General features: G+C 42.1%; 28 protein-coding genes. 16 read left to right on the plus strand and 12 right to left on the minus strand.

Annotated elements, in window-relative coordinates; translation table 11 throughout:
* Positions 1–16: 16 nt before the first annotated feature.
* From ibaG to mlaF, 6 genes are all read right to left on the minus strand, one after another.
* Positions 17–271 carry a BolA family iron metabolism protein IbaG gene (gene ibaG, locus AM629_RS05825; RefSeq protein WP_054477009.1) on the minus strand — a complete coding sequence of 85 codons (255 nt, stop codon included), beginning with the start codon at positions 269–271 and terminating at the stop codon, positions 17–19.
* Between the two features lie 397 nt (positions 272–668).
* The gene (gene mlaB, locus AM629_RS05830; protein WP_054477012.1) at positions 669–965 is read right to left on the minus strand and encodes a lipid asymmetry maintenance protein MlaB; all 297 of its coding nucleotides are present in this window, start codon (positions 963–965) and stop codon (positions 669–671) included.
* A 1-nt stretch (position 966) separates the two neighbouring features.
* Positions 967–1599: a phospholipid-binding protein MlaC gene (gene mlaC / locus AM629_RS05835; RefSeq protein WP_054477014.1), complete on the minus strand. Its 633-nt coding sequence runs from the start codon at positions 1597–1599 to the stop codon at positions 967–969.
* Positions 1600–1632: 33 nt separating this feature from the next.
* Entirely contained in the window at positions 1633–2139 is a 507-nt protein-coding gene (mlaD, locus tag AM629_RS05840) for an outer membrane lipid asymmetry maintenance protein MlaD (protein WP_054477016.1), read from the minus strand.
* 4 nt (positions 2140–2143) lie between these two features.
* Complete coding sequence (gene mlaE / locus AM629_RS05845; RefSeq protein ID WP_054477159.1) at positions 2144–2926, minus strand: lipid asymmetry maintenance ABC transporter permease subunit MlaE; 783 nt, start codon at positions 2924–2926, stop codon at positions 2144–2146.
* 10 nt (positions 2927–2936) lie between these two features.
* On the minus strand, positions 2937–3740 hold the full coding sequence (gene mlaF, locus AM629_RS05850) for a phospholipid ABC transporter ATP-binding protein MlaF (protein ID WP_054477018.1): 804 nt from the start codon (positions 3738–3740) through the stop codon (positions 2937–2939).
* 229 nt (positions 3741–3969) lie between these two features.
* On the opposite strand from mlaF, the gene AM629_RS05855 reads away from it, so the two are divergent.
* The 15 genes from AM629_RS05855 to map all read left to right on the plus strand — a co-directional run bounded on the left by AM629_RS05855 (position 3970) and on the right by map (position 15890).
* Positions 3970–4944: a calcium/sodium antiporter gene (locus tag AM629_RS05855; RefSeq protein ID WP_054477020.1), complete on the plus strand. Its 975-nt coding sequence runs from the start codon at positions 3970–3972 to the stop codon at positions 4942–4944.
* A gap of 23 nt (positions 4945–4967) precedes the next feature.
* A complete protein-coding gene (kdsD, locus tag AM629_RS05860; RefSeq protein ID WP_054477022.1) occupies positions 4968–5936 on the plus strand; it encodes an arabinose-5-phosphate isomerase KdsD in 969 nt (322 codons plus the stop codon).
* Positions 5937–5953: 17 nt separating this feature from the next.
* Complete coding sequence (gene kdsC, locus AM629_RS05865; protein WP_054477024.1) at positions 5954–6517, plus strand: 3-deoxy-manno-octulosonate-8-phosphatase KdsC; 564 nt, start codon at positions 5954–5956, stop codon at positions 6515–6517.
* A gap of 17 nt (positions 6518–6534) precedes the next feature.
* Positions 6535–7113 (plus strand): LPS export ABC transporter periplasmic protein LptC, encoded by a 579-nt coding sequence (lptC, locus tag AM629_RS05870; RefSeq protein WP_054477025.1) that lies wholly within the window; start codon positions 6535–6537, stop codon positions 7111–7113.
* On the plus strand, positions 7094–7627 hold the full coding sequence (lptA, locus tag AM629_RS05875) for a lipopolysaccharide ABC transporter substrate-binding protein LptA (RefSeq protein ID WP_054477027.1): 534 nt from the start codon (positions 7094–7096) through the stop codon (positions 7625–7627). Before lptC ends, lptA begins: the two co-directional genes overlap by 20 nt.
* Before the next feature lie 9 nt (positions 7628–7636).
* Positions 7637–8362, plus strand: a complete 726-nt coding sequence (gene lptB, locus AM629_RS05880; protein WP_054477029.1) for an LPS export ABC transporter ATP-binding protein — start codon at positions 7637–7639, stop codon at positions 8360–8362.
* A gap of 27 nt (positions 8363–8389) precedes the next feature.
* The gene (gene rpoN, locus AM629_RS05885; RefSeq protein WP_054477031.1) at positions 8390–9829 is read left to right on the plus strand and encodes an RNA polymerase factor sigma-54; all 1440 of its coding nucleotides are present in this window, start codon (positions 8390–8392) and stop codon (positions 9827–9829) included.
* 23 nt (positions 9830–9852) lie between these two features.
* On the plus strand, positions 9853–10140 hold the full coding sequence (gene hpf, locus AM629_RS05890) for a ribosome hibernation promoting factor (RefSeq protein WP_015835763.1): 288 nt from the start codon (positions 9853–9855) through the stop codon (positions 10138–10140).
* A gap of 139 nt (positions 10141–10279) precedes the next feature.
* Positions 10280–10747 carry a PTS IIA-like nitrogen regulatory protein PtsN gene (gene ptsN / locus AM629_RS05895; RefSeq protein WP_054477033.1) on the plus strand — a complete coding sequence of 156 codons (468 nt, stop codon included), beginning with the start codon at positions 10280–10282 and terminating at the stop codon, positions 10745–10747.
* 75 nt (positions 10748–10822) lie between these two features.
* Entirely contained in the window at positions 10823–11674 is an 852-nt protein-coding gene (gene rapZ / locus AM629_RS05900; RefSeq protein ID WP_054477035.1) for an RNase adapter RapZ, read from the plus strand.
* Positions 11674–11946 (plus strand): PTS phosphocarrier protein NPr, encoded by a 273-nt coding sequence (gene npr / locus AM629_RS05905; RefSeq protein WP_054477037.1) that lies wholly within the window; start codon positions 11674–11676, stop codon positions 11944–11946. The genes rapZ and npr overlap by 1 nt, the downstream gene beginning before the upstream one ends.
* Before the next feature lie 189 nt (positions 11947–12135).
* Positions 12136–12546 (plus strand): nucleoside diphosphate kinase regulator, encoded by a 411-nt coding sequence (gene rnk, locus AM629_RS05910; RefSeq protein ID WP_054477039.1) that lies wholly within the window; start codon positions 12136–12138, stop codon positions 12544–12546.
* 327 nt (positions 12547–12873) lie between these two features.
* On the plus strand, positions 12874–14415 hold the full coding sequence (locus AM629_RS05915; RefSeq protein WP_054477041.1) for a phosphoethanolamine transferase: 1542 nt from the start codon (positions 12874–12876) through the stop codon (positions 14413–14415).
* Between the two features lie 499 nt (positions 14416–14914).
* Positions 14915–15121 carry a ParD-like family protein gene (locus AM629_RS05920; protein ID WP_054477043.1) on the plus strand — a complete coding sequence of 69 codons (207 nt, stop codon included), beginning with the start codon at positions 14915–14917 and terminating at the stop codon, positions 15119–15121.
* On the plus strand, positions 15114–15890 hold the full coding sequence (map, locus tag AM629_RS05925) for a type I methionyl aminopeptidase (RefSeq protein ID WP_054477045.1): 777 nt from the start codon (positions 15114–15116) through the stop codon (positions 15888–15890). Before AM629_RS05920 ends, map begins: the two co-directional genes overlap by 8 nt.
* A gap of 46 nt (positions 15891–15936) precedes the next feature.
* Here the strand turns inward: map and pmbA are convergent, their stop codons facing one another.
* Positions 15937–17277, minus strand: coding sequence for a metalloprotease PmbA (gene pmbA / locus AM629_RS05930; RefSeq protein WP_054477047.1), 1341 nt, complete (start codon positions 17275–17277; stop codon positions 15937–15939).
* A 200-nt stretch (positions 17278–17477) separates the two neighbouring features.
* On the opposite strand from pmbA, the gene yjgA reads away from it, so the two are divergent.
* A complete protein-coding gene (gene yjgA / locus AM629_RS05935) occupies positions 17478–18017 on the plus strand; it encodes a ribosome biogenesis factor YjgA (RefSeq protein ID WP_054477049.1) in 540 nt (179 codons plus the stop codon).
* Positions 18018–18164: 147 nt separating this feature from the next.
* On the opposite strand, the gene AM629_RS05940 is transcribed toward yjgA, so the two are convergent.
* The 5 genes from AM629_RS05940 to yhdP are packed head-to-tail and all read right to left on the minus strand — an operon-like array spanning position 18165 to position 25085.
* Complete coding sequence (locus tag AM629_RS05940; protein WP_054477051.1) at positions 18165–18443, minus strand: barstar family protein; 279 nt, start codon at positions 18441–18443, stop codon at positions 18165–18167.
* 4 nt (positions 18444–18447) lie between these two features.
* Positions 18448–18927 (minus strand): ribonuclease domain-containing protein, encoded by a 480-nt coding sequence (locus tag AM629_RS05945; RefSeq protein WP_054477053.1) that lies wholly within the window; start codon positions 18925–18927, stop codon positions 18448–18450.
* 44 nt (positions 18928–18971) lie between these two features.
* Positions 18972–20417, minus strand: coding sequence for a metalloprotease TldD (gene tldD, locus AM629_RS05950; RefSeq protein ID WP_054477056.1), 1446 nt, complete (start codon positions 20415–20417; stop codon positions 18972–18974).
* A 13-nt stretch (positions 20418–20430) separates the two neighbouring features.
* Positions 20431–21282 carry a deaminated glutathione amidase gene (gene nit1, locus AM629_RS05955; protein ID WP_054477057.1) on the minus strand — a complete coding sequence of 284 codons (852 nt, stop codon included), beginning with the start codon at positions 21280–21282 and terminating at the stop codon, positions 20431–20433.
* On the minus strand, positions 21279–25085 hold the full coding sequence (gene yhdP / locus AM629_RS05960; RefSeq protein ID WP_054477059.1) for an AsmA2 domain-containing protein YhdP: 3807 nt from the start codon (positions 25083–25085) through the stop codon (positions 21279–21281). Before yhdP ends, nit1 begins: the two co-directional genes overlap by 4 nt.
* Positions 25086–25109 lie beyond the last annotated feature (24 nt).

Genomic DNA, 25109 nt, shown 5'->3' on the forward strand with positions numbered 1-25109 from the left:
AGCGAGGCAAACAGCGTTAAAAACCGTTGAGCTTGCGATCTCTTTTCCAATCATCCGGTGTATAAGCTTTGATTGACAGGGCATGAATACGATTATCAGCAATGTATTCCATCAAAGGTGCATAAACAGCTTGTTGCTGTTTTACCCGGCTCATACCAGCGAACATTTCACCAACAACAATAACCTGGAAATGGCTGCCATCTCCGCTAACAATGACTTCATCTAGTGCTAATTTGTCCATCAGCACTTGTTTAATCTCATTAGTATCCATAATTGCTCAATTCTGTAGTTAGAAATATACCCGTTATCTTTCAAGTTGCCTCTTGGTTGGCTGCTCTCACTCACCCCGGTCACAGAGTTATCTATGCTCCCGGAGATTCGCTCCCTTGCCGTCGCGATCCATCTTGAAATCCATTGGGTATAATAGTAATAGACAGTCATCTATCCTAATAGAATCCGACTTACTCTTAAACATGAAAACGTCCTTGTAACATTTCTGCTTACAAGGGTGCTGATTATACCTGTTATCTTTCAAGTTGCCTCTTTGTTGGCTGCACTCACGCACCCCAGTCACATCGTTATCTATGCTCCTGGGGATGCGTTCTCTTGCCGCCGCGCTGCAACTTGAAATCTATTGGGTATATACAGATAATTACTGAGAATATCGGCTAGCCATCAATGATAATTTCCTGCAAATCGTAAAGCATAATCAGGGTACTAAACCGTTCACTAATGCCAGAAAAGAGCAATTCAGTCCCTTCCTCTTTTTGCATATAGTGTTTAAAACGGACTAAAAGAGCTAACCCAGTAGAATCCACATGCTCAAGCTGTGACACATTGATACAGTTGATATCGGTCAATAACTTTTCCTTTTGCTGCCAAAGAGGAAGCAAACGGTCACGATCCAAAATACCTTTGAGAATCAATGTCTGTCCTGCTTTTTCCCAGCTCAGACTTTCATTCATCTCACTTTTTCTCTTCCAGAGTGATTGGCTGACGAGCGCTAATTTCAAGCTGCTTAGTTAAACCATCTATACCTTGTTGACGCAAGATAGAAACCCATTCACTCTGCTTGGTTGTAATCATACTGACACCTTCAGCAATCATATCGTATGCCTGCCAGTGACCCGTTTTGCTGTTTTTACGCCACTGAAAATCAAGGCGGATAGGAGGGCGGCCATTCTGATCAAGGATAGTGACACGAATAGCAATAATATTGTTATCTCCCAACGGTTTCTCAGGGCCAATCTGATAAGTTTGATCATGATACATTGCCAGAGCCTGCCCATAAGCCTGCTCAAGATAGGATTCAAATGCGGTAAAATAAGCCTCGCGTTGTGCTGGCGTCGTATCTTTATAATAGCTCCCTAGAACCAATGCCCCTGCGTACTTGATATGAACATATGGCAGTAATTCTTCTTTCACCACTTGGCGCAAGTAATCTGGATTTTGACGAATTTGTGACTGACTGTTTTTCAAACGAGTAAAAGTCTTTTCTGCCGCATCCTGCATCAACTTATAAGGATTCGTCTGATCAACGGCTGCACTCGCTAATGGCGCAATAATCAACAACGCCACCATTAATAATTTCTTCAACATAATTAGTTCCTCTTAATGATACTCAGTTGCTGGCTATGGTGTCGGAGTGTGCTCTGCCCCACTCTGGGTATTATCGCCGCTCTTATACAAGAATTGACCGATAAGATCCTCAAGTACCATTGCTGATTTGGTATCTTGCACGCGATCACCCTCTTTCAGAATCCCAGTATCCATATCTGGATCTTCAAACCCTACATTCAAAGCAATATATTGTTCACCTAATAAACCAGAAGTACGGATAGAAAGAGAACTCGTATCAGGGATACGGTTATATTGCTTCATAATATCCAGTGCCACTTGCGGCGTATAAGTTTTTTCATCAAGAGAAATACTTGCAACACGGCCAACCACCACACCACCAATTTTTATCGGTGAGCGCACTTTCAGACCACCAATATTGTCAAAAGTTGCGTATAAGCGGTAAGTTGGCTGGTTACCTACCGATTTAATGTCTGCCACTTTAAGACATAAAAAGACGATTGCAGCCAGTGCAATCAAGATAAAAAATCCAACCCAAATTTCACTTTTCTTGCTTTGCATTGAATTAATTCCCAAACATAAGTGCTGTCAGCACAAAATCTAAACCTAAAACTGCTAACGACGCATGAACCACCGTTCTGGTCGTTGCGCGGCTTATCCCTTCTGAGGTAGGGATCGCATCATAACCATTAAATAAAGCAATCCAGGTCACAGTAATGGCGAAAACAACACTTTTAATAAAACAGTTAAGTAAATCTTTTTGCCACTCTATAGCAGACTGCATTGAAGACCAGAAGAAACCACTGTCGATCCCCTTCCAGTCAACACCAACTATCGCCCCCCCCCAGATACCTACAGCCACAAAAATCAAGGACAATAGCGGCATACTGATAAACCCAGCCCAAAAACGTGGGGCTATCACACGCCGCAATGGATCTATCGCCATCATCTCCAAACTGGAAATTTGTTCCGTGGCTTTCATCAAACCTATTTCGGCGGTCAGGGCTGACCCTGCACGACCTGCAAACAACAGGGCCGTCACAACCGGCCCCAATTCACGCAACAGAGATACCGCTACCATCATACCAAGACTGGCTTCTGCACTGTATGTTGTCAGTACCAGATATCCCTGTAGGCCGAGCACCATGCCAATAAACAACCCTGAAACCACGATAATTAATAATGACTGAACGCCCACACTGAAAAGTTGTTGTCGCAGCAATGGCCATTGTCTGGCAGGTTCTGGTCTGCCAATTATCGCGCTAAAAAGCATAAAACCTGCACGACCAAAAGAGGCAAATACCTCAATAGCCCGCCTGCCAAGTGCCGCCAGCGCCTGTGTTAACATTAACATCCCATTATCCTAATAACTCAGTTTTATAATCCCCTGCCGGAAACCGGAAAGGTACCGGCCCATCAGCAATACCATCAAGAAATTGCCGTACCCGCTGATCAGAATTAATCTGCAACTGTTGAGCCGTACCTTCAGCAATAATCTGCTGTTCAGCAATAATATAAGCATAATCTGCAATGCTCAGAACTTCCGGCACATCATGGGAAACAACCACACAGGTGACGCCAAGCGCTTTATTCAGTTCATCAATTAGTTTCACCAAAACACCCATGGTAATCGGGTCCTGACCAACAAAAGGTTCATCAAACATAATCAAATCAGGATCAAGGGCAATAGCACGAGCCAAAGCAGCACGTCTTGCCATACCACCGGAAAGTTCGGAAGGCATCAGATTTGCAGCGCCGCGTAACCCAACGGCTTCCAGTTTCATCATCACGGTAGTATGGATGATCTCTTCAGGCAGAGTCGTATGTTCACGTAGAGGAAAAGCGACGTTATCAAAAACATTTAGATCAGTGAATAATGCCCCTGACTGAAACAACATACTCATCTTCTTACGGGCAGTATATAAACGAGGACGGGACAAAGCAGGAATATTATCCCCATCAAACCAGATTTCTCCCCGATCAGGACGTAGCTGACCACCAATCAACCGTAATAGTGTTGTTTTCCCTATTCCAGAAGGCCCCATAATTGCCGTGATTTTTCCTCTGGGCACAGCCAGATTAATATCAGCAAAAATCGAACGGTTACCACGGGTAAAATACATACCTCGGATCTCGATGAGATTTGCTGTTTGTTGACTCATTATTAATAGCCCTTAACGGTTAATAAACTGGCTCTATAATTTGATTTACATATTAATCACATATACTACAAAAAAATTGGAGAGTTTTCGCCACTAAAGTTGTGACAAATTTTACTTTTCTACCCGCCGCCGTCAGAATGTACCTCATCTAACTGAACAAACAATTTTTGTTTAAAAAATCAACCAACGTTAACATTAAATCCGGAATATACCTTACAAGGGCGGCTTCATGTTTCTAACCTTTTTACTCTTAATTGCTGGGTTGATTTTACTGGTATATGGTTCCGATAGATTAGTATATGGTGCTGCAATTTTTGCTCGTACACTGGGCCTGCCCCCATTTATTATTGGTATGACGATAGTCGGCATTGGAACTTCTCTGCCAGAATTAATGGTTTCAGTTACTGCCATGCTGGATGGTCAACCTGATATGGCAATTGGTAATGTCATTGGTTCCAACATTACCAACCTGTTACTGATAACCGGTGCCGCTGCACTTATTCGTCCAATGGAAGTAAAATCAGATATTCTGCGGCAGGAACTGCCTCTGATGCTGTTGATCACCGCTTTCTGTGGTTATTTGATAAGTGATAATTACCTTAGCCGGATGGATGGACTGGTATTATTGATTTCTGCTATAGCGTGTATTTTACTGATGATAAAAATGGCTACACTGCCACACCGTGCTGAAACTGATATTTACACTCAAGAGCAGACTTCCGAATTACCAATAGAGGGCAATAAGCATATTGCCTTGCTATGGATACTGCTAGGACTCATTATTTTGCCTATGGCGACCCGAATGGTGATTGACAATGCAACTGTTATTGCTCGTATTTACGGCATTAGTGAATTAGTTATCGGACTTACTGTGCTTGCAGTCGGTACCAGCCTACCAGAATTAGCAACCTCTATTGCAGCAGCATTCAAAGGGGAAGATGATATTGCATTCGGGAATATTATCAGCTCGAATATATTCAATATATCAATTGTTCTGGGTCTTCCCGCATTACTCTCACCAGCAGCCATTTCCCCTGAATCTTTCCATCGTGATTTTTGGGTAATGATGATAGCCAGCATAATATTTACTGCATTTTGTCTGGGTCGTAAACACCGGTTAAACCGGGTGAAAGGTGTTCTGTTATTAAGCTGTTTTATTGCTTATTTTGTCATACTGTTTATTTCCAATTACAGCATTGAATAAACACAAGTGAGTAGGAAAAAGAAATGCCTAGATTTGATTTTCAACAAGCGGGTAAGAAAGTATTACACATAGAGCGTGATGGGTTAGCAGAACTCGAACAATACATAAATGAAGATTTCACTCGTACCTGTGAACTAATGTTCAACTGTGAAGGTAAGATTATTATCATGGGGATGGGTAAATCCGGTCATATCGGATGTAAAATTGCCGCAACTTTCGCCAGTACCGGCACACCTTCCTTTTTTGTTCATCCAGGGGAAGCCAGCCACGGTGATCTCGGTATGATTACCCCTAAAGATATTGTTCTGGCAATCTCAAATTCTGGCGAATCCAATGAAATTTTGTCACTTATCCCTGCACTAAAACGCCAAAAAATTCCTCTTATCTGTATGACTAACAATCACAACAGCAGCATGGGAAAAGCCGCAAATATCCATCTATGTATCAAAGTTCCACAAGAAGCCTGTCCGCTAGGCTTGGCTCCAACGACGAGTACCACTGCAACATTGGTGATGGGAGATGCTTTAGCTGTCGCATTGCTTCAGGCTCGTGGTTTTACCGCTGAAGATTTCGCACTATCACATCCTGGCGGCACACTTGGACGTAAGCTTCTACTACTGGTAAGTGATTTAATGAATACCGGCGAAGATATCCCAAGAATTAACCGGGATTCCTCCTTACGTGAAGCACTAGTTGAAATTACCCGCAAAAAATTGGGTATGACAGTTATTTGTGATGAAAATATGTATATTGATGGTATTTTTACCGATGGTGACTTGCGCCGCGTTTTTGATATGGGAATTGATTTGTACAACGTCAAAATTTCAGATGTTATGACTGCGGGTGGGGTCCGTATAAAGCCTAATGCCCTTGCAGTTGATGCATTAAACTTAATGCAATCACGTCATATCACTTCTCTATTGGTTACAGAGGGAAATAAATTGCTGGGTGTATTACATATGCATGACCTTTTACAAGCCGGTGTGGTTTAACCTATGAGAACGTTTTAATGAGCCAATTAGTTTATCTGGACACCTGTTATGGCCCAGTAAATAAAGACATTATTGAAAAAGCCAGTAAAATCCGCCTGCTGATTTGTGACGTTGATGGTGTCATGTCAGATGGCCTGGTATATATGGGAAACAATGGTGAAGAATTAAAAGCGTTTAATGTTCGTGACGGTTACGGGATTCGCTGCTTAATTACTTCAGGAATTGAAGTCGCTATTATCACTGGTCGTAAGGCTAAATTGCTGGAAGATCGAGCAAACACGCTAGGCATTACACATCTTTACCAGGGACAGAGTGATAAGGCTTTGGCGTATAGAGAACTGTTAGATAAACTGGGATTAAAACCAGAACAGGTTGCTTACATCGGTGATGATTTGATTGACTGGCCAGTCATGAAACAAGTGGGTTTATCTGTCGCTGTGGCAGATGCACATCCATTGCTATTACCAAAAGCACATTATGTCACCCAAATTGCAGGTGGTCGCGGTGCAGTAAGAGAACTTTGTGATTTGGTGCTTTTCGCTCAGAATAAGCTGGAAGATGCCAAAGGATTATCAATATAGGTTGAAGCGAAACAAGAATGGGTAAAATCAAATCCGGGTTGGCTATAATACTAGCACTAATCACCATGGCTCTAATTGGCTGGAACTTATCTGACTCAGACGAGACTGAACCGTCTTCTGCCGCAGATAACAACCAGCCGACATATCAAAGTCAGGAAACCATAACCTTTGTTTATGATCCTACTGGTAAGCTGACATATAAACTGGTCTCTGATGATGTCCAGAATTATGCTGAGCCAAAAATCACCTGGTTTACCAAACCAGTATTAATTACATATGATTCAAATGCCATTGCTACATGGACAGTACGTTCTAACAAAGCAAAATTGACTAATGATAAAATGCTCTATCTTTACGGAGATGTGCAAGTTGACAGCCTGACTGATACGTCACAATTACAACGTATTACTACAGAGAATGCTGTCGTCAACCTGGTAACCCAGGATGTCTCATCCGATGATCAGGTCACACTTATCGGTGTAGGGCTGAAATCCGTAGGAATGAAAATGCGTGGCAATCTGCGGAACAAAACCGCTGAACTGATTGAAAAGGTTAACACCTACTATGAAATCCAACATGAACAACAGAATCCGTAATGCTTTTATTGCCAGTGCTATTTTTGTGGTCAGCCTTCCCGCATTAGCACTAAAAGATGACACCCAGAAACCAATTTATATTGATTCTGACAAGCAATCCCTTGACATGACAGGAAACACTGCCACATTTACAGAAAATGTGATCGTTAAACAGGGCTCTATTGATATCCACGCCGACAAAGTCGTTATAACCCGCCCGAATGGTGATTCTAAAAAAATGATTGTTGAGGCATTCGGTAATCCTGTAACTTTCTATCAGTTACAGGATAACGGCAAACCAATCAAAGGCCGCGGTGCAAAAATGCGCTACGAAATGGATAAAGAGCTGGTTACACTGACTGGCAACGCCTATCTGGAACAGTTGAACAGCAATATAAAAGGCGACCGGATCACCTATTTGGTGCCAACCCAGCAAATGGAAGCATTCAGTGACAAAGGTAAACGAGTGACAACCGTCCTGTTACCTTCTCAGTTACAGGAAGAAGGCCCTGGGGCTAACAACAAGAGTAAATAACGATAATATATGGCAACACTAAACGCAGCAAACCTGGCAAAAGCTTATAAAGGCCGTAAGGTCGTTGAAAATGTCAGCCTGAACGTGAACTCCGGTGAAATTGTTGGCCTGCTTGGGCCCAACGGTGCTGGGAAAACCACAACTTTTTATATGGTCGTGGGGATTGTTTCACGGGATACCGGAACCATTACCATTGATAATGAAGATATCAGCTTACTGCCACTTCACGAGCGGGCACGCCGTGGTATTGGTTATTTACCTCAGGAAGCTTCAATTTTCCGCCGTCTGAGCGTCTTCGACAATCTGATGGCCGTATTGGAAATCCGCAAGGATCTAACTCAGGAACAGCGGAAAGAACGTGCCGAAGAGCTAATGGAAGAGTTCCATATCAGCCATCTCCGTGACAACCTTGGTCAATCACTATCCGGCGGTGAACGTCGCCGTGTAGAAATTGCCCGTGCGCTAGCAGCCAATCCTAAATTTATTTTACTGGATGAACCCTTTGCAGGCGTAGATCCCATCTCAGTTATCGATATCAAAAAGATCATTCAGCATTTGAGAGATTATGGACTAGGCGTTCTTATCACAGACCATAACGTCCGTGAAACATTGGATGTATGTGAGCGTGCTTATATTGTTAGCCAAGGGCATCTGATTGCTCATGGCACACCTAATGACATCCTTAGTAATGAACAGGTGAAGCGTGTTTACTTAGGCGAAGGTTTCCGGCTCTAATTCAGCCAGGAGAATTGAAATAATTCTATGAAGCAAAGTTTGCAACTCAGGCTTAGTCAGCAACTGGCAATAACACCACAGCTTCAACAAGCCATTCGTTTGTTGCAACTTTCTACGCTTGAGCTGCAACAGGAAATACAACAAGCGTTAGAAATGAACCCTTTGCTTGAACAGGATGAAGAGTACCAGGAAATCGGCAGTCAGGAATCTCCTGACAACGAAACTGAAGCTATGGATACGCTTGATGCCCTGCAACAAAAGGATATGCCAGACGAGCTACCACTAGATGCAAGCTGGGATGAGATTTACACAGCCGGAACGCCTTCTGGTACACGTAATGACTATAGTGCTGATGAATTGCCACTTTACCAAGGCGAGACAACTCAAACCCTACAAGACTATTTGATGTGGCAAGCAGAGCTGACTCCATTCACGGAAACAGATGCCGCCATTGCCACATCAATTATTGACGCCATAGATGATACAGGTTATCTCACTGTGCCACTGGAAGATATTCTTGCTAGTATTGGTGACAATCAACTCACTTTGGCAGAAGTAGAAACCGTGCTAAAACGGGTACAGCATTTTGATCCTATAGGTGTCGCGGCCCGTGATCTAAAAGATTGCCTTCTGATCCAGCTATCAATGTTCCCACCAGAAACACCTTATCTGCAAGAAGCAAAATTGATCGTCTGCGAACATCTGGAGTTGCTGGGTCATCGGGATTTCCGTAATTTAATCCGCCTTAGTCGCCTGAAAGAAGATACACTGAAAGAAGTCATAAATTTAATTCAGTCACTTGAACCAAGACCTGGTCTGGCGGTAAATACGGGTGAATCGCAGTATGTCATCCCTGATGTGTTAGTTCGAAAAGAAAGTGAATACTGGCAAGTAGAACTGAACGCAGATAACACTCCTCGTTTACGCATCAATCAGCATTATGCGGAACTTGGACAACATACACGCAATGAAAGTGATTGCCAGTTTATCCGCAATAACTTACAGGAAGCGAAGTGGCTTATCAAAAGTCTGGAAAGCCGAAATGACACCCTACTAAAAGTTACGCGTTGCATTGTAGAGCAGCAACAGGAATTTTTCGAACATGGCGAAGAACATATGAAACCTATGGTTCTGGCAGACATTGCTTTCCAGGTTGATATGCATGAATCTACCATTTCTAGGGTGACTACCCAGAAATTCCTGCACAGTCCGCGTGGTATTTTTGAATTGAAGTATTTTTTCTCCAGCCATGTTAATACAGAAAGTGGGGGCGAAGCCTCTTCAACTGCAATACGGGCTTTGGTGAAAAAACTGGTAGCAGCGGAAAACCCCGCCAAACCATTAAGTGACAGCAAACTGACGAGCATGCTGACCGACCAAGGCATCGTAGTTGCCCGACGGACTGTCGCAAAATATCGAGAGTCGTTATCCATTCCGCCATCAAACCAACGTAAGCGTCTGGTTTGAAATGAACAGATAAGGAAGACAATATGCAACTCAAAATAACTGGCCACAATATTGAAATTACTGATGCATTACGCGACATTATCACTGCAAAATGCAGCAAGCTGGATCAATATTTCGACAGGATCAACCTGACTCAGGTAATCCTCCGGGTGGAAAAGGTGCAACAAATCGCTGAGGCTACTGTACATATTAACGGAGGTGAGTTGCACGCATCCTCAGAACATGAGGATATGTATGCAGCAATTGATGGACTGGTCGACAAACTAGCTCGTCAGCTAACCAAACATAAAGACAAACTCAGACAACATTAACAACCCTTTTAACGAAAGCTGTAGTTTTTAAAGGCTACAGTAACAACAGCGGAGTTTTGCTGTAAACAGTGCAAAAATACCGGATGCCACAGATAATCTATGGTATCCGGTATCAATAGGCACCTAAGCGAATAGAAAAATGAATAACCAAGCAGATTTACTATTAAGCTCAGTCCTTTCCCTTGAATGTACACGTAATAATGTACATTGTTCGAGCAAAAAACGGGCTTTAGAGATTATCAGTGAGCTGGCATCTAAGCAGCTCAAATTACCAGAGAATATCGTATTCGAAGCAATATTGACCCGCGAAAAAGTGGGCACTACTGGAATTGGCAGTGGTATTGCTATCCCTCACGGTAAACTGGATGAAAATAGCTCGGATAAAACTGTTGGGGTTTTCCTTAATCTGGAACAACCTATTGCTTTTGATGCTATTGATAATCAACCCGTTGATTTGCTGTTTGCTTTACTGGTTCCAAACGATCAATGCCAGACCCACTTACATACATTGTCATTGATTGCCAAACGTCTTGCAGATAAAAATCTCTGCCGTCGTTTAAGATCAGCACAAAGTGATGAAGAACTTTACGCAATTATCACTGAATAGCTGTTGCAATGAATGGAAAGCAACAGATAGCAGTGGCTCATAACAACCACTGAGAAATTTAAGGGGAGTCGCCTCATGGTGCTGATGATAGTCAGTGGCCGTTCCGGTTCGGGTAAATCCGTTGCCTTGCGCGCGCTGGAAGATATGGGTTTTTATTGTGTGGATAACTTGCCGGTAGTATTGCTGCCGGAATTAGCAGATACGCTGGCTGACCGCGATATTTCTGCTGCTGTCAGTATTGACGTAAGAAACATGCCGGAATCACCAGAAATTTTCGAAGAAGCACTGACTAAACTACCGACCAGTTTCTCACCACAATTACTGTTTCTTGACGCTGACCGTAATACGTTAATCCGCCGTTACAGCGATACTCGCCGCTTGCATCCGTTATCAAGCAAAAATCTCTCTCTGGAAAGTGCGATTGATCAAGAAAGCGATCTGCTGGAGCCTCTTCGTTCAAGAGCCGATCTCATTATCGACACTTCGGAAATGTCAGTCCATGAACTGGCTGAGATGTTAAGGACTCGTCTGTTAGGCAAACGAGAACGCGAGCTGACAATGGTTTTTGAATCTTTCGGCTTTAAGCATGGTATTCCAATTGACGCCGATTATGTTTTTGACGTACGTTTCCTGCCAAATCCACACTGGGACCCGAAACTACGGCCAATGACAGGTCTTGATCGTCCCGTCGCCGCTTTCCTTGACCGCCATACGGAAGTGCATAACTTCATCTATCAAACCCGCAGTTATCTTGAACTGTGGCTACCCATGCTTGAAACGAATAACCGCAGCTATCTAACTGTTGCTATTGGTTGCACTGGTGGTAAACACCGTTCTGTTTATGTAGCAGAACAATTGGCTGATTATTTCCGTTCTCGTGGTAAAAATGTACAGTCACGCCACCGTACTCTCGAAAAGCGAAAATAATGACCGTCAAGCAGAAGCTTGAAATCAAAAATCGGCTGGGAATGCATGCTCGGCCTGCAATGAAACTGTATGACCTGGTACAGCTTTTTAAATCCCACGTTATCTTGCGCAATGATAGCCATGTTGAAGCTGAAGCCAGCAGTGTGATTGCCATGCTGATGCTGGATTCAGAAAAAGGCAGCTATATTGAAGTTGAAGCCAGCGGTCCAGATGAAGAGCTGGCTCTTGCAGCTATCATTGATCTATTTAATTCGGGATTTGACGAAGAATAACATCACCTACTCACTAGGGCCTTATCATGCTTTTCACCGTTTTTCATTAGCAACACAAAACAGTTCGTGATCATGATCTCTTTCTTTTCGAGTAAGAACAGCCTACTATCAGGTTAATTATTTTAAATAACACCCCCCTCCTTACGGTGCGGGGTGTTATTTTGTGTTGGAATCCATTTGGAGTGTGGTATGACTAAACCAGCAATTATTATCAACGAATTAGACGCGGAACGTTTAGACTCCCTGTTGGAACAACCGGCGTTTGCAGATACTAGTATCGCTGACGCTTTGAATGAGGAGCTGGATCGTGCAGAGATTGTACCGCCAGCAGAAATTCCATCAGACGTCGTGACTATGAACAGCCGGATTCGTTTCCTTGATCTAACAAGCAGCGAAGAGCGGGTACGAACTTTAGTTTATCCAGCATCACTGCAAGACAGTTCAGACCAGCTTTCTGTCATGGCTCCTCTGGGTGCTGCATTACTGGGGCTTCGTATTGGCGATGAAATCAGTTGGAAATTGCCAAATGGCGAAGAAACTCGGGTAAAAGTATTAGAATTACTTTACCAACCAGAAGCTGCCGGTGAACTACACCGTTAATTCAGTACGCCCATTTAAATCATGGCTGATCACAAATAATTGAATCTGAGTATCTCTTATTAACCAGCGATACTCATTTCTGGCAGCGGGGCGGGATTCTACTTTGCAGAAAAATCAATCTCCACACAGATATTGATAATTTCGCATATTCAATATGATTTTATTGATAGGTTTTGATATCTCTTTTGTGTGTTTATGGAGCACAAAAAAGGGCTATTTTTACCCATAATAACCACATTAAAAGTGTGAAATCCGGCCCTATTGTGGCGATAGAATGCAAAAGAAGGTATAATAATACATACTTTATTTTTCATAAAATTAAATAACATGAAATTAATTGATCGTAGATATTATAAATATATTTTAGCTATAGTTATTGGATTAGGTTTAACTTATCTATTGAATCCTTTCATCTTTCAAAAAGATTCCAGTATACCTCACTTGTCAACTTTTTCACTGTTATTATCCATTTTCCTTCTAATTAAGGAAAAAAACAAGATCCTAAACAGTATTGGAGGTGTACTCCTTTTCTTTCTTCTCATCCAAATAAATTATTCTCTTATTTTTAGCGAAAGAATATCAGTATCAGTTCTTGATTCATTTGTTGAGACGAATAAAAAAGAATCATTATCTATGGTCAGTCATTTATTTTTCATAATGTTACTACCAGCAATAATCGTAACAATAGCTTTATTTTACTTAATAATTAAGAAGACAAGAAACATTCATTATCACATATCATTTAAAGCATTACCTATATTTGTTTTTTTTACTACATTTTATCTTAGTGTTTCTGCTATAGATAAGCAATTATTATCAGACATTAAAGAGGATGATAAAACAGTTGGGCGATTTATAAGAGACAGATATCCCGCTGTCATTGGGGACTTTGCTTATTTGTATATTTCCAGAAATTCAAATGATAAGTATGCAGATATAAGTGAAATAAAGAAATTCAACGATTCAATAATAGGAAAGAAAAATAATGATATTGACACTATTATTTTTATAATTGGTGAATCATCATTATCAACTCATTATAGTGCATATGGATATGAGTTAAATACGACGCCAAACATGCATAATATATTTTCCTCTAACGGAGGATGTATAATTAATAACGCACATTCTAGCGCACCAATAACAAGAAACTCTATCTCTATGTCTCTTGCATTTCATACACCTGAAAGCGAAGAAAACTTATTTAAAAACAAATCAATAATAGAAATGGCTAAATCAAACGGCTATAAGACTTATTGGTTGGGTTCACAAGAGCTGGATGGGCTTCACTCATCCAAATACGGATTTATCGCAAAAAAATCCGATATAATAAAACTCACAAACTATAAAGATAACAATCTAAGCGCTCTATTACGTAACGTTCTTTCAGATAACGAAGAAAAAAGATTCATCGTAATTCATTTACATGGTAGCCATATGCCTTATAAGAATTACGATAATGATGATAAATTAGCACTACCTAATGCAGATAAGTATGACTTAACTATTCACTATACAGATAGAGTCATAAAGAATATATACGAGGTCATTAACAAAAAAAACATCAATTATTCACTGATATATACTTCCGATCATGGGGAAATAATTAATAAAGGCCATGGTTATCAAAAAGGTAGAGAGCAATATCTCGTGCCTTTCATGTACAAATCAAATAATCACCAATATAACTGTCAATTCATAGAGTCATTCAAAAATAAAGATGGCTATTTAAGCGGGTTAATGAATAAATATATATTATCAGAACTCATAGGCTACGATATTGAACCATCAATCGTTAACAAGGAAAAAAACAATGACAGGGTGTTAACAGCAGATGAATCTATTTTACCGTTTTCACAGATAGAATGAGATCAGATATAAGATTACGACCACTTATTTATTGTGGTCGTAAGTTATATTCTGTATTTCCTATTTTGACAATATCACTTGGTCCATTATTTGTGCCCCATTCTGCCATCTCAATGTCGAAGGTGGTATAAATTCAATTCTACCCCACCAATTCCCAGGCCATTGAGTAGAAAATACTCTTTGATTAACAGGTACTTCTAATGGCAACCATTGACCAGAAGTGGTTCTGATATATACCCAATGGATTTCAAGATGCATCGAGACGGCAAGGGAGCGAATCCCCGGGAGCATAGATAACTCTGTGACCGGGGTGAGTGAGTGCAGCCAACAAAGAAGCAATCCCGCTCAATACTCCATATAAACCAACCAGAAGCCTACGGATAAAAGACTTGGACACCATGCCATCTAACAGATTATTGAATTAAATATTAAACAATAACGTTGATATCAATATACATATAACATATGCTTCATATATATTTCATATATGGACTATTTTATGGGAATTGTGAAGATCTCTGATGAACTACACGAAGAAATCAGAAAAGCGAGTAGTGTGATGTTTCGTTCAATCAACTCCCAAGCTGAGTTCTGGATAAAAATGGGGATGCTCGCAGAATTAAATCCTAATTTGACGTTTAGTGAAATAATTCAGCAGCAATTCAAAAAAGAAAATACATTATTATCAGGAGTATATAGTGAATAATATTTATATAAAAACTCCCACCGAAATAGAGTTAATGAGGCAATCTGGCAAATTACTTGCACAAGTTTTTGGAATGCTTGATCAGTTTATTAAACCTGGAATTACTACAATGGATATTAACGATAAAGTTGAAGACGTTATCGTTAATGTTTTAGGAGCTCGTCCTGCAAGTAAAGGGCAATATGGCTATCAATATGTATTAAACACTTCAATAAATGAAGTTGTTTGTCATGGCATTCCTAATAGAAATTATAAAATTAAAAACAGCGATATCATTAACGTAGATATCACATTGGAAAAAAACGGTTTTATTGCCGACTCAAGTAAAATGTATCTGTTCCCAGGAGCGTCATTGCCAGCAAAAAATTTAGTAAAAACAACTTATGCTGCTATGTGGGAAGGCATCAAAGTGGTGAAACCAGGCGCACATTTAGGCGATATAGGCTATGCAATTCAGAATCACGCTGAACGAGCAGGTTATAGTGTTGTGCGCGAATATTGTGGTCACGGCATTGGACGCGAAATGCACGAAAGTCCACAAGTTTTACATTATGGTCATCGTGATTCGGGCTTAATTCTAAAAGAAGGTATGACTTTTACTATTGAACCTATGATTAATCAAGGTTCCGCAAAAATCAAAACGAAGAAAGATGGTTGGACAGTCGTGACACGAGATAAAAAACTATCTGCTCAATGGGAACATACCATTTTGGTTACAAACGACGGATATGAAGTGCTCACGATTAGAGATGAAGAGTTAGCCGTTTAACACGACTAACTACATTCAGCTCATAATTTAACTTGTGGGTGAGCCTTTATTGACCAGCGATACTCATTTCCGGCAGTAACACTGAACCACACTGGATATTACTACGAGTTTCAATATCATCCCCAATAGTGACCATATTAGCCCACATATCTTTCAAATTACCGGCAATAGTAATCTCACTGACAGGATACTGAATCTCACCATTTTCTACCCAAAAACCGGCGGCACCACGAGAATAATCGCCGGTTACTGCACTGACTCCCTGCCCCATCAGTTCAGTAACTACTAATCCTCTTCCCATTTGACGCAGTAAACCAGCAAAATCCTGCCCTTGTCCTGCAATACACCAGTTATGGATACCCCCAGCATGACCAGTACTTGCCATTTCCAGTTTACGGGCAGAATAACTTGTCAGAAGCCAGGTTTGTAATACACCATCCTTAATAATATCTCGATTACTGGTACACACACCTTCACTATCAAATGGAGAGGATGCTAGCCCCGCCAACAAGTGTGGCCGTTCTTCAATCGTCAACCATGATGGCAGAATTTGTTTACCCAGATGATCAAGCAGGAAAGAAGATTTACGGTAAATACTGCTGCCACTGATAGCACCAACCAAATGACCGAAAAGACCCGTTGCAACTTCGGCAGCGAATAACACAGGTGCTTTCATGGTCGGTAATTTACGGGGCGACAAACGAGATAACACACGACGAGCGCATTCCTGCCCAACCCATTCTGGCGATTTTAAATCTTCAAAACGGCGGCTGATGGTATATGCATAATCCCGTTCCATATCACCATCAACTTCAGCAATCACACAACTCGACATCGAATGACGGCTAGAGCAATAGCTTTGCAGCATACCGTGGCTGTTGCCAAACACCCGAATACCATAATGGCTGTTAAAACTTCCCCCTTCAGTATTGTTAATACGCTTATCTGCCTGTAATGCAGCTTGTTCTGCACGAGCAGCTAATTCAATTGCTTTATCAGCATCCAATTCTGTTGGGTGGAACAAATCAAGATTTGGCGCATCAAACGCCAGTAATGTTTTATCCGCCGGGCCAGCACATGGGTCTGGAGAGGTATAGCGAGCAATATCAATCGCAGCCTGGACGGTACGGTTAATGGCATCCGGGCTTAAGTCTGTTGATGATGCGCTACCTTTACGTTGCTGATGATATACCGTGATCCCTAGCGCCCCATCACTGTTGAATTCTACATTTTCTATTTCACCAAAGCGGGTACTGACACCAATACCCGTTGTTTTATTAACAGCCACTTCCGCAGCATCACAACCCGCTTTTGCCAGTTCTAATGCCTGTGAAACCGCATTTTCCAGTTGTTTGCGTTGTTCCGCAATTTGATCAATGATTTTCATTAATTACCCGTAATTTGATAAATAAAGGGAAAATCTGTCGAGAAAACAGAACCATCTTATCCACAAAGATAATGCCGAGTGGTAATCAGGGGTTTTTCCCAGTTACAATACACAATATTAGGATGTTAACACCCACCGGGCTACAGGTCATTCTCCAAAATCAACCTGTCTGATCCGGCCTTTTTAAAAGGAAAACCACCATGGCAAAGCAGCCTGAAGATTGGCTCAATGATTATCCTGCTGAAGAGGAAGAAGAAGAGATAATTTGGGTCAGTAAAAGCGAAATTAAACGTGATGCAGAAGCATTGAAAAAGCTAGGAGCAGAATTAGTTGATCTCGGTAAAAGCGCTCTTGAACGCATCCCGTTGGATGATGATCTGCTAGCGGCCATTGAACTTGCGCAGAAGATAAAAAGAGAGGGACGCCGTCGCCAGTTACAATTAATCGGTAAAATGCTACGTGCCCGAGATGTCGAGCCAATTACCACCGCACTTGATAAACTGAAAAATCGCCACAATCAGCAAACTGCTCTGTTCCATAAATTAGAAGAGCTGCGTGATAAACTGGTTAATGGCAACGATGAAGTTATTGATGAAGTTGTGGAACTCTTTCCACAAACCGATCGCCAACAGATGCGTACACTGATCCGAAATGCCAAAAAAGAAAAGGTGGCTAATAAGCCACCTAAATCTTATCGTCAGATTTTCCAGTATCTTAAAGATATGGCTGAATCGACCTAACGCTCATAAATATATTACCCAATGGATTTCAAGATGTATCGCGACGGCAAGGGAGCGAATCCCCGGGAGCATAGCGAACTATGTGACCGGGGTGAGTGAGTGCAGCCAACAAAGAGGCAACTTGAAAGATAACGGGTATACAAGGTTCTAATTCTGTGAGGGGACAATATTAAAACAAAGTTCCCCTTCCAGTTCTCCTTCCGCTTCTTCAAACAAGAGTACTAACGAGGCAAAATGGCGTCTTTTCTGCTGCGTAAAATGGATAAAATTGACCTCCACAGGTAAACCAATTCCTCCTGTCACAACATCCCACAAAGCATCCAGATTGTTACCAAACTCGTCTCCTAACTCAAATTGCTCAGAAAACTGCTGATAGAACATATTCAGATCAGGGATTCGGTCAAAATCAAACTCCACTTTATGCATAACGTTACTCCATCAGGGTAAAGCTTTTATAATGATCTAACGTCAGATAAATCAGACCGTCAGATGAATAAACCAATCTGTCACTCCCTCGGTGCCCACAACGATAGTTAACATCTGCCTCAAACCACTGACGCTTCGGTTTCATTGGTAACTTTTTCTCACGATTGGCAAATTTATCACCACCAATTGCCCGACCCGGCAAAACCTGACATAAGTTTCCCTGTTTTGCATTCCAGCCAAAGTCGCGGGCCTGCCTTTTGGTAATATATAGATCAGGCAATTTATTATTCTGCCGTAAGTAAGCTACCACATTATTCTGTTCAGTAAGCCTATCAATCCTTTGTATTGCCGAAGTACTGCTATCTGTTTCCGCAGTCTGTACCAGTGTTTCCTCAACACCTTGCGTACCAACACCTTTAGCAAAGGTGCCATAAGCCACAACTAGAACAGTCAGTAACACACCTGCTAACCAAGTCTTCTTCATGACTATCCTTAATGATGATCTATGTCAGATAAACAGCAAAAAAATCAGGCTGTTCCTCCAACGGTCAAGTTGTCCAGTTTCAAAGTAGGCTGACCAACACCAACGGGTACGCTCTGGCCTTCTTTGCCACAAACCCCAACACCTTTATCCAGATCAAGATCATTTCCTACCATAGAGATCTGCTGCATAGCCTCAATACCGGAACCGATTAGCGTTGCACCTTTCACTGGTTTGGTAATCTTGCCGTTCTCGATCAGATAAGCTTCGGATGTCGAGAACACGAATTTACCGGAAGTGATATCCACTTGACCACCACCAAAATTTGGTGCATACAAACCATTTTCTACACTACCTATAATTTCTTCCGGTGTAGAATTGCCCGCCAGCAAATAAGTGTTAGTCATACGAGGCATTGGCAGATGAGCATAAGATTCACGGCGACCATTACCCGTCGGCGCTACCCCCATCAGGCGGGCATTCATTTTGTCCTGCATGTAACCTTTGAGAATGCCATTCTCAATTAATACATTGTATTGCCCAGGAACACCTTCATCATCAATCGCCAATGATCCGCGACGACCTTTTATCGTGCCATCATCAACCACGGTACAAAGTTCAGAAGCGACTTTCTCACCCATCCGACCAGAGAATACGGAAGTACCACGGCGGTTAAAATCACCTTCCAGACCGTGACCAACCGCTTCATGCAGCAACACTCCCGGCCAACCAGCCCCCAGAACGACAGGCATAGTACCAGCAGGCGCAGCAACAGCCGAAAGGTTCACCAGCGCCATACGAACAGCCTCACGCGCAAATTGTTCTGCTCGATTCTGACCATCCATCATTTCCAGAAAATATTCATAACCATAACGGCCACCGCCACCGCCAGTACCGTGTTCACGTTTACCGTTATCTTCCACCAATACAGAAACAGATAAGCGTACCAGAGGACGAATATCAGCAGCCAGAGTACCATCAGTTGCCGCAACTAATACCTGTTCGTAGACCCCTGTCAGACTGGCATTCACTTCTTGTACTCTCGGATCTTCAGCACGAGCAACCTGATCTACACGCTGCAATAACGCGATCTTTTCTTCACGGGAAAAGCTTTGCAATGGATCAATTGCTGCATAAAGTGGAGAGTAAGCCACTTCTCCAAGGGTATGAACTTTACCATTCCCTTTTTCATGGACGATACTACGGGCAGCCTGCGCGCTTTGTTGCAACGCATTGAGAGTGATCTGATCTGCATAAGCAAAACCTGTTTTTTCACCACTGATTGCTCGAACACCAACGCCCTGATCAATATTATAGGAACCATCCTTAATAATACGATCTTCCAATATCCAAGACTCATGATAGCTGGACTGAAAATAGAGATCGGCATAATCCAGTCGGCGTTCAGCCAATTGACCCAATACTGAAAACAGATCTTGATGACTTAATTTATTTGCAGTCAGTAAATATTCACTGACAGAAGTTAAACTCATAATTGCTTACTCTTTAATTTGCGATATTCTTTTTAATCAGGGAAGTCAGTTGCGGTCGAAAGCGGTTATGTTTAACCACTTTCATCTGCTCACGCATAATCTTCAGGCTGTCAGCCCTGACATTCAGTTGTAGTGCACTGACTGCATCTGGGTTTTTCTTTATCACTTTCCCCCAGCCGTCTACTGCCATTGAGTGGCCCCATGTCTGGCGAGTCCCATGTACACCAACCTGAGCGGGTGCTAACAGAATACACTGGTTTTCAATAGCACGTGCCCGTAACAATGGCTCCCAATGTGCTTTTCCTGTTAAACGGGTAAATGCCGCCGGAACAGATATCAATTCAGCGCCTTGTTCACGTAGCGCCTGAAACAACCCTGGGAAACGCAGATCATAACATATGGTCATCCCAAGACGACCAACAGGTGTATCCACAACAGTAATATGTTCCCCGCGCTGGAAACTGGCCGACTCGTTATATGCTCCATGCTCATCATTAATATTGACATCAAACATATGGATTTTATCGTAACGTGCGCGGATCTCACCCTGATCATCAAATAACAAGCTGCTACTAGTAATCTGTTCAGGATTTTCACGACTGATAAGCGGCATAGAACCGATTAATAACCAGATACCATAACGGCGCGCAATATCACTGACGGCCTGCTGTAAAGGCCCTTCTCCCTGCGGTTCTGCATGCTCACGATAGCGGGCAGCATCAGCAAACAACAATGCATTTTCCGGGGTCATGACTAGTTTGATAGTATCCGGCAATTGCTTTATTTGTTGTTCAATTTGCGCCAAATTATGTTTGATATTCTCACCGCTGCATAACTGTAAGAGTGCAACATTGACGTTTCTCATGTTCCTCTGTTCTCCTTAAGCTGACGCAAAACTTCATCAATTTTCGGCTGATCAAAATTACCAGTAATCCGGTAACGAATAACCGATATCTTATTCCATAATGGCCCCAAAACCTTAGTCGCTGCAAATAGGGCAGCACCTGCCATTGGGTTAATCACAAAAGCTGTTGCTACACCGACAGTAGCCGAAATTTCTGGCGTGACAATAGCTTCTATATTGATCTGTTGGCGAACGAAATCAATCTCCCCTTGCGTTGTCACATCAGCAATCAACCCATCAACCCGTAAATTTTTGGTATTGAGTATCCCGTTTTTTATTGAAGCATCACCACGGATTGAGTCAAATTCAAAGTCCTGACTAAAAGTATCACTAAAATCGAGTTGTAATTTACGCAGCAGAGCATCAAAACTAACTAATCTGAGTAGTTGACCTGCACGCCCTCCTCCCAGTTTTTCAATTGCACCTTTGCCTAAATTACTTTTAAGATCACCATTCAGCGTTTGCAAATCGGGTTTCCAAGGTACATCTTGCCAGTTAAAATCAAAATGGAAGGTAAACGGTGAATTAACAATTGGCACAACCATACCAAGATAAGATGCCATCTCATCAAACCTCTCACCAGAGAATTGTCCCACAAGATGAGTATTATTCCCTACAGTACTTTCCTGCCAACGACCAGCCAAATTGAGTTTACTAACGCTGTTTTCCACCTTGCCATCTTTTAATACCAACGCATTGCCTTCTGGTATCAGGGCCCCTGACACTTTCCCTAGTTTCAATCCCATAATCCAGCACTCAGAACAGATGATATCTAATGACGGCCATCGGTTCAGCGAATAACGCTGAGTTGTATTTGTCTGAGATTGCTTAGGCAAATCTAATTCAGGTTGCTCAACGCTGTTCCACTGAGGATTATAGTAAAGATGGTTCAGATTCACCTGCCACGGGCCATTATTATGAATATTAAGCTTACCGTTAATATCCTGACCATTAGCACTGATCTGCATCCCCCAGGGCTGTTTTTCCACATCCAACGATAATTGATCCCAACGCTGTCCTCCCGCATCCAATGATGGGAATGATACCCGCAGGTACTGTGGCAACATTGACTCCCCTGAAAATGAAGAACCAGAAACCAGAGGAGTCATCAACCCCAACCACTCTTCACCATTAATTGAAGGAAAATTCAACTCCAATAGTGACTTCTCAGGTAAGTTAGGAACTTTGTCACTATTACTTTGTAAAATTCCTCGTAACAGTTGACTATTTTTCCCTGCCAAACGCCATTGAGTATTAAATACATACTGTTTACCCAAAATGCCTTTCACGTGCAGTTGATCCATATCACCATCAGCCAAAATATGCAGGGCTTTAAGTTTTCTCAGTTCATCTACTTTCAAGGCAGGTAACTGGCTGCCCACTTGTGACAAATCAGCGTCGATTTTCACATCATATTGAACCTTATCTTGATACGGTAAACTAATACCTACTTTACCTTTCCAGTCAACGGAACCAAACAGCTTTTTAGCAATCGCTGGTGGCAGGTTAGGTAACTTTTCGGTAGCCCAATCAGCATTCAAGCCAACATTCACCCGATAGTTTTTCGGTAAATTCTGGGTAGAAAAATCAACAGTAACAGGCTGCCCAAACCACCGCACTGATAATTTATCACTTTGTAAATTACCATTATTAAAACGGAACCGGCCACTGACATTTTTCATCTCACTGTCCAACGGCTTAATCAACAGATGATTATTCTTTAAAGTGACCTCACCACTGGCATCCACATTGCCACCATCAAGCGGAATATCCAGATGTAAATTACTAGTAACCTGACCACCAACCTGCAATGTATCAAGCGTTTTACCAACGGAATCTGCTAACGGGCTATGGGTAAAATATTCATGGATATCTTTACCATCCCCCAGAAGATCCGCGTCGATTAACAATTTCTTTTTACCGTAATCAGAAATTACCGCTGAAACATTGCCCACTTTTACTTTGCCAAGTGCCGTTTGCGGAGCAAGCATCCATAAACCGTTATTATGGAAATTAAGGTCAATATCCAAATCCTGCAATGCCGGCCAGTTTGGTTGATATTGGAAAGTGGCATGACGCAGTGGAGCAAAAATCTGAAACTGACCATCATTCTTTGTAAATGGAAAATCTTTTGGATTGCCCTGAAAAACGAAAGTTGCGTTTTCTATCTGCCCTTTAATAATTGAAGCCGTCAGATAGTCAGTCAGAGATGTTCCCATCAAAGACTCAGGAAAATATCGCCAAGCATCACCTGCATCATAAACCCGTATTCCCGCCAGAATACTTAGCGCCGGAGGCTGTTCTTTTGGTTGTTGATAACAAAAATCACCATTGAACCACAACGATTTTGCCTGTAAATCCAACCCCTGACTCCAAAGTTGTAAACCTCGTTTATCCTGCTGCCAAAACACTTCTCCATGACTTTGGGATATTTCAAACGGTGCCCGGAACATACCTTGATAATCAACTACGCTATCTTTCAACGTGAAACTCAGTTCTCCCTGCTGCAAACTCCCATTGAGAGAGCCAGAGAAATGATCAATGGAAGGCAATCCCTGCCCGCGCTGCCAACCGACATCTTGCCACTGAACACTGATGCGCGAGTTATCTGCAAGTTCCGGTGTAATATCAAGAGCAAAATGATTTACCAACCCCTGTGGCTGGCGATGTTCCCAATCCCTGACAAGGTCAGGGGTCAAAAAAGAAAAAGTGGGTAAAATGCTATTCAACCGCTCAAGTTGAATATTTTCTGCCCGGATACGCCAGTGATCTTTGCTATCATACTTCTTAGCTTCCGGTATATAGAGCACTGATGTCTTTCCTGACGGCCATTGCTGGCCGTCAGTGACCAGGTTTGCCAACTCAGGCACATCAAACAACCAACCATTGCCCTGACGGCGCATCCGTAACACCAAATCACTGACAGAAAGATTGTGGAGTTTGTCAGCAACTTTCCAGTTAGCTTCTCCCCGGTGTAATTGCAGTTGGCCGCCATCAATTCGCCCATCTTTAAGCATAATCCAGCTAGACAAGCTAAATTCAGCATCTTTCAACCCGGTATTATCCTGTAACCAATGACTCAGCCATGGGTGAATATCAACATTATCTGCCTGTAAATAAATAGTACCGTTATCCAATACGCCATGAGTATCATGCAAATCAAATTTAACTTGTACATTCCCATGCTGATTATTGATAGAAGAGAGACTTATTTCCCCCTGCGCACGATGACGGTTATCTTTATTCAGCCAAGTTAATCGTGGTAACAACAGATCAGCCTGCTCACCAGAGGGAGTCAAAAAAGTCAGGCGGCTATCTTGCAGATTAAAATGGTCAAACTGTTCGAGAAACAGATCAGAAAACGAATCTGGTTGAGAAAATATATTACCACTTTGATCATCAAACAGCGGTTGATGGTAATTCACTTGCAACTGATAAAAAGTAAGATCGCGGAAACTCCACCGCATTTTTAACAAAGATAACCAGATATCCAATGCAACTGTGATTTTTTTAGCTTTCACATCTGCACTTGCAGTTTTCACACTAATATCACGTAGTTCAAGAACGGGACCGAAAGATTCCCATTCTCCCGCAATATATCCAACATCAACAGGTACACCGATAATTGACTCAACTTTAGCGAGCAATTGCGGACGATAGCTATTAATATGTGGCAATAGAAAACGCAATCCACTGACAAGCAAAGCCACAATGATAATGACTATTGCGGCTGTCGCTAATAATACTCCCGGCAGTCGCCTCACACGCATCTCCTTGGTTGCCAGTGC

Origin of the sequence: Photorhabdus heterorhabditis (genome assembly GCF_001280945.1) — a bacterium.
Lineage (GTDB): Bacteria > Pseudomonadota > Gammaproteobacteria > Enterobacterales > Enterobacteriaceae > Photorhabdus > Photorhabdus heterorhabditis.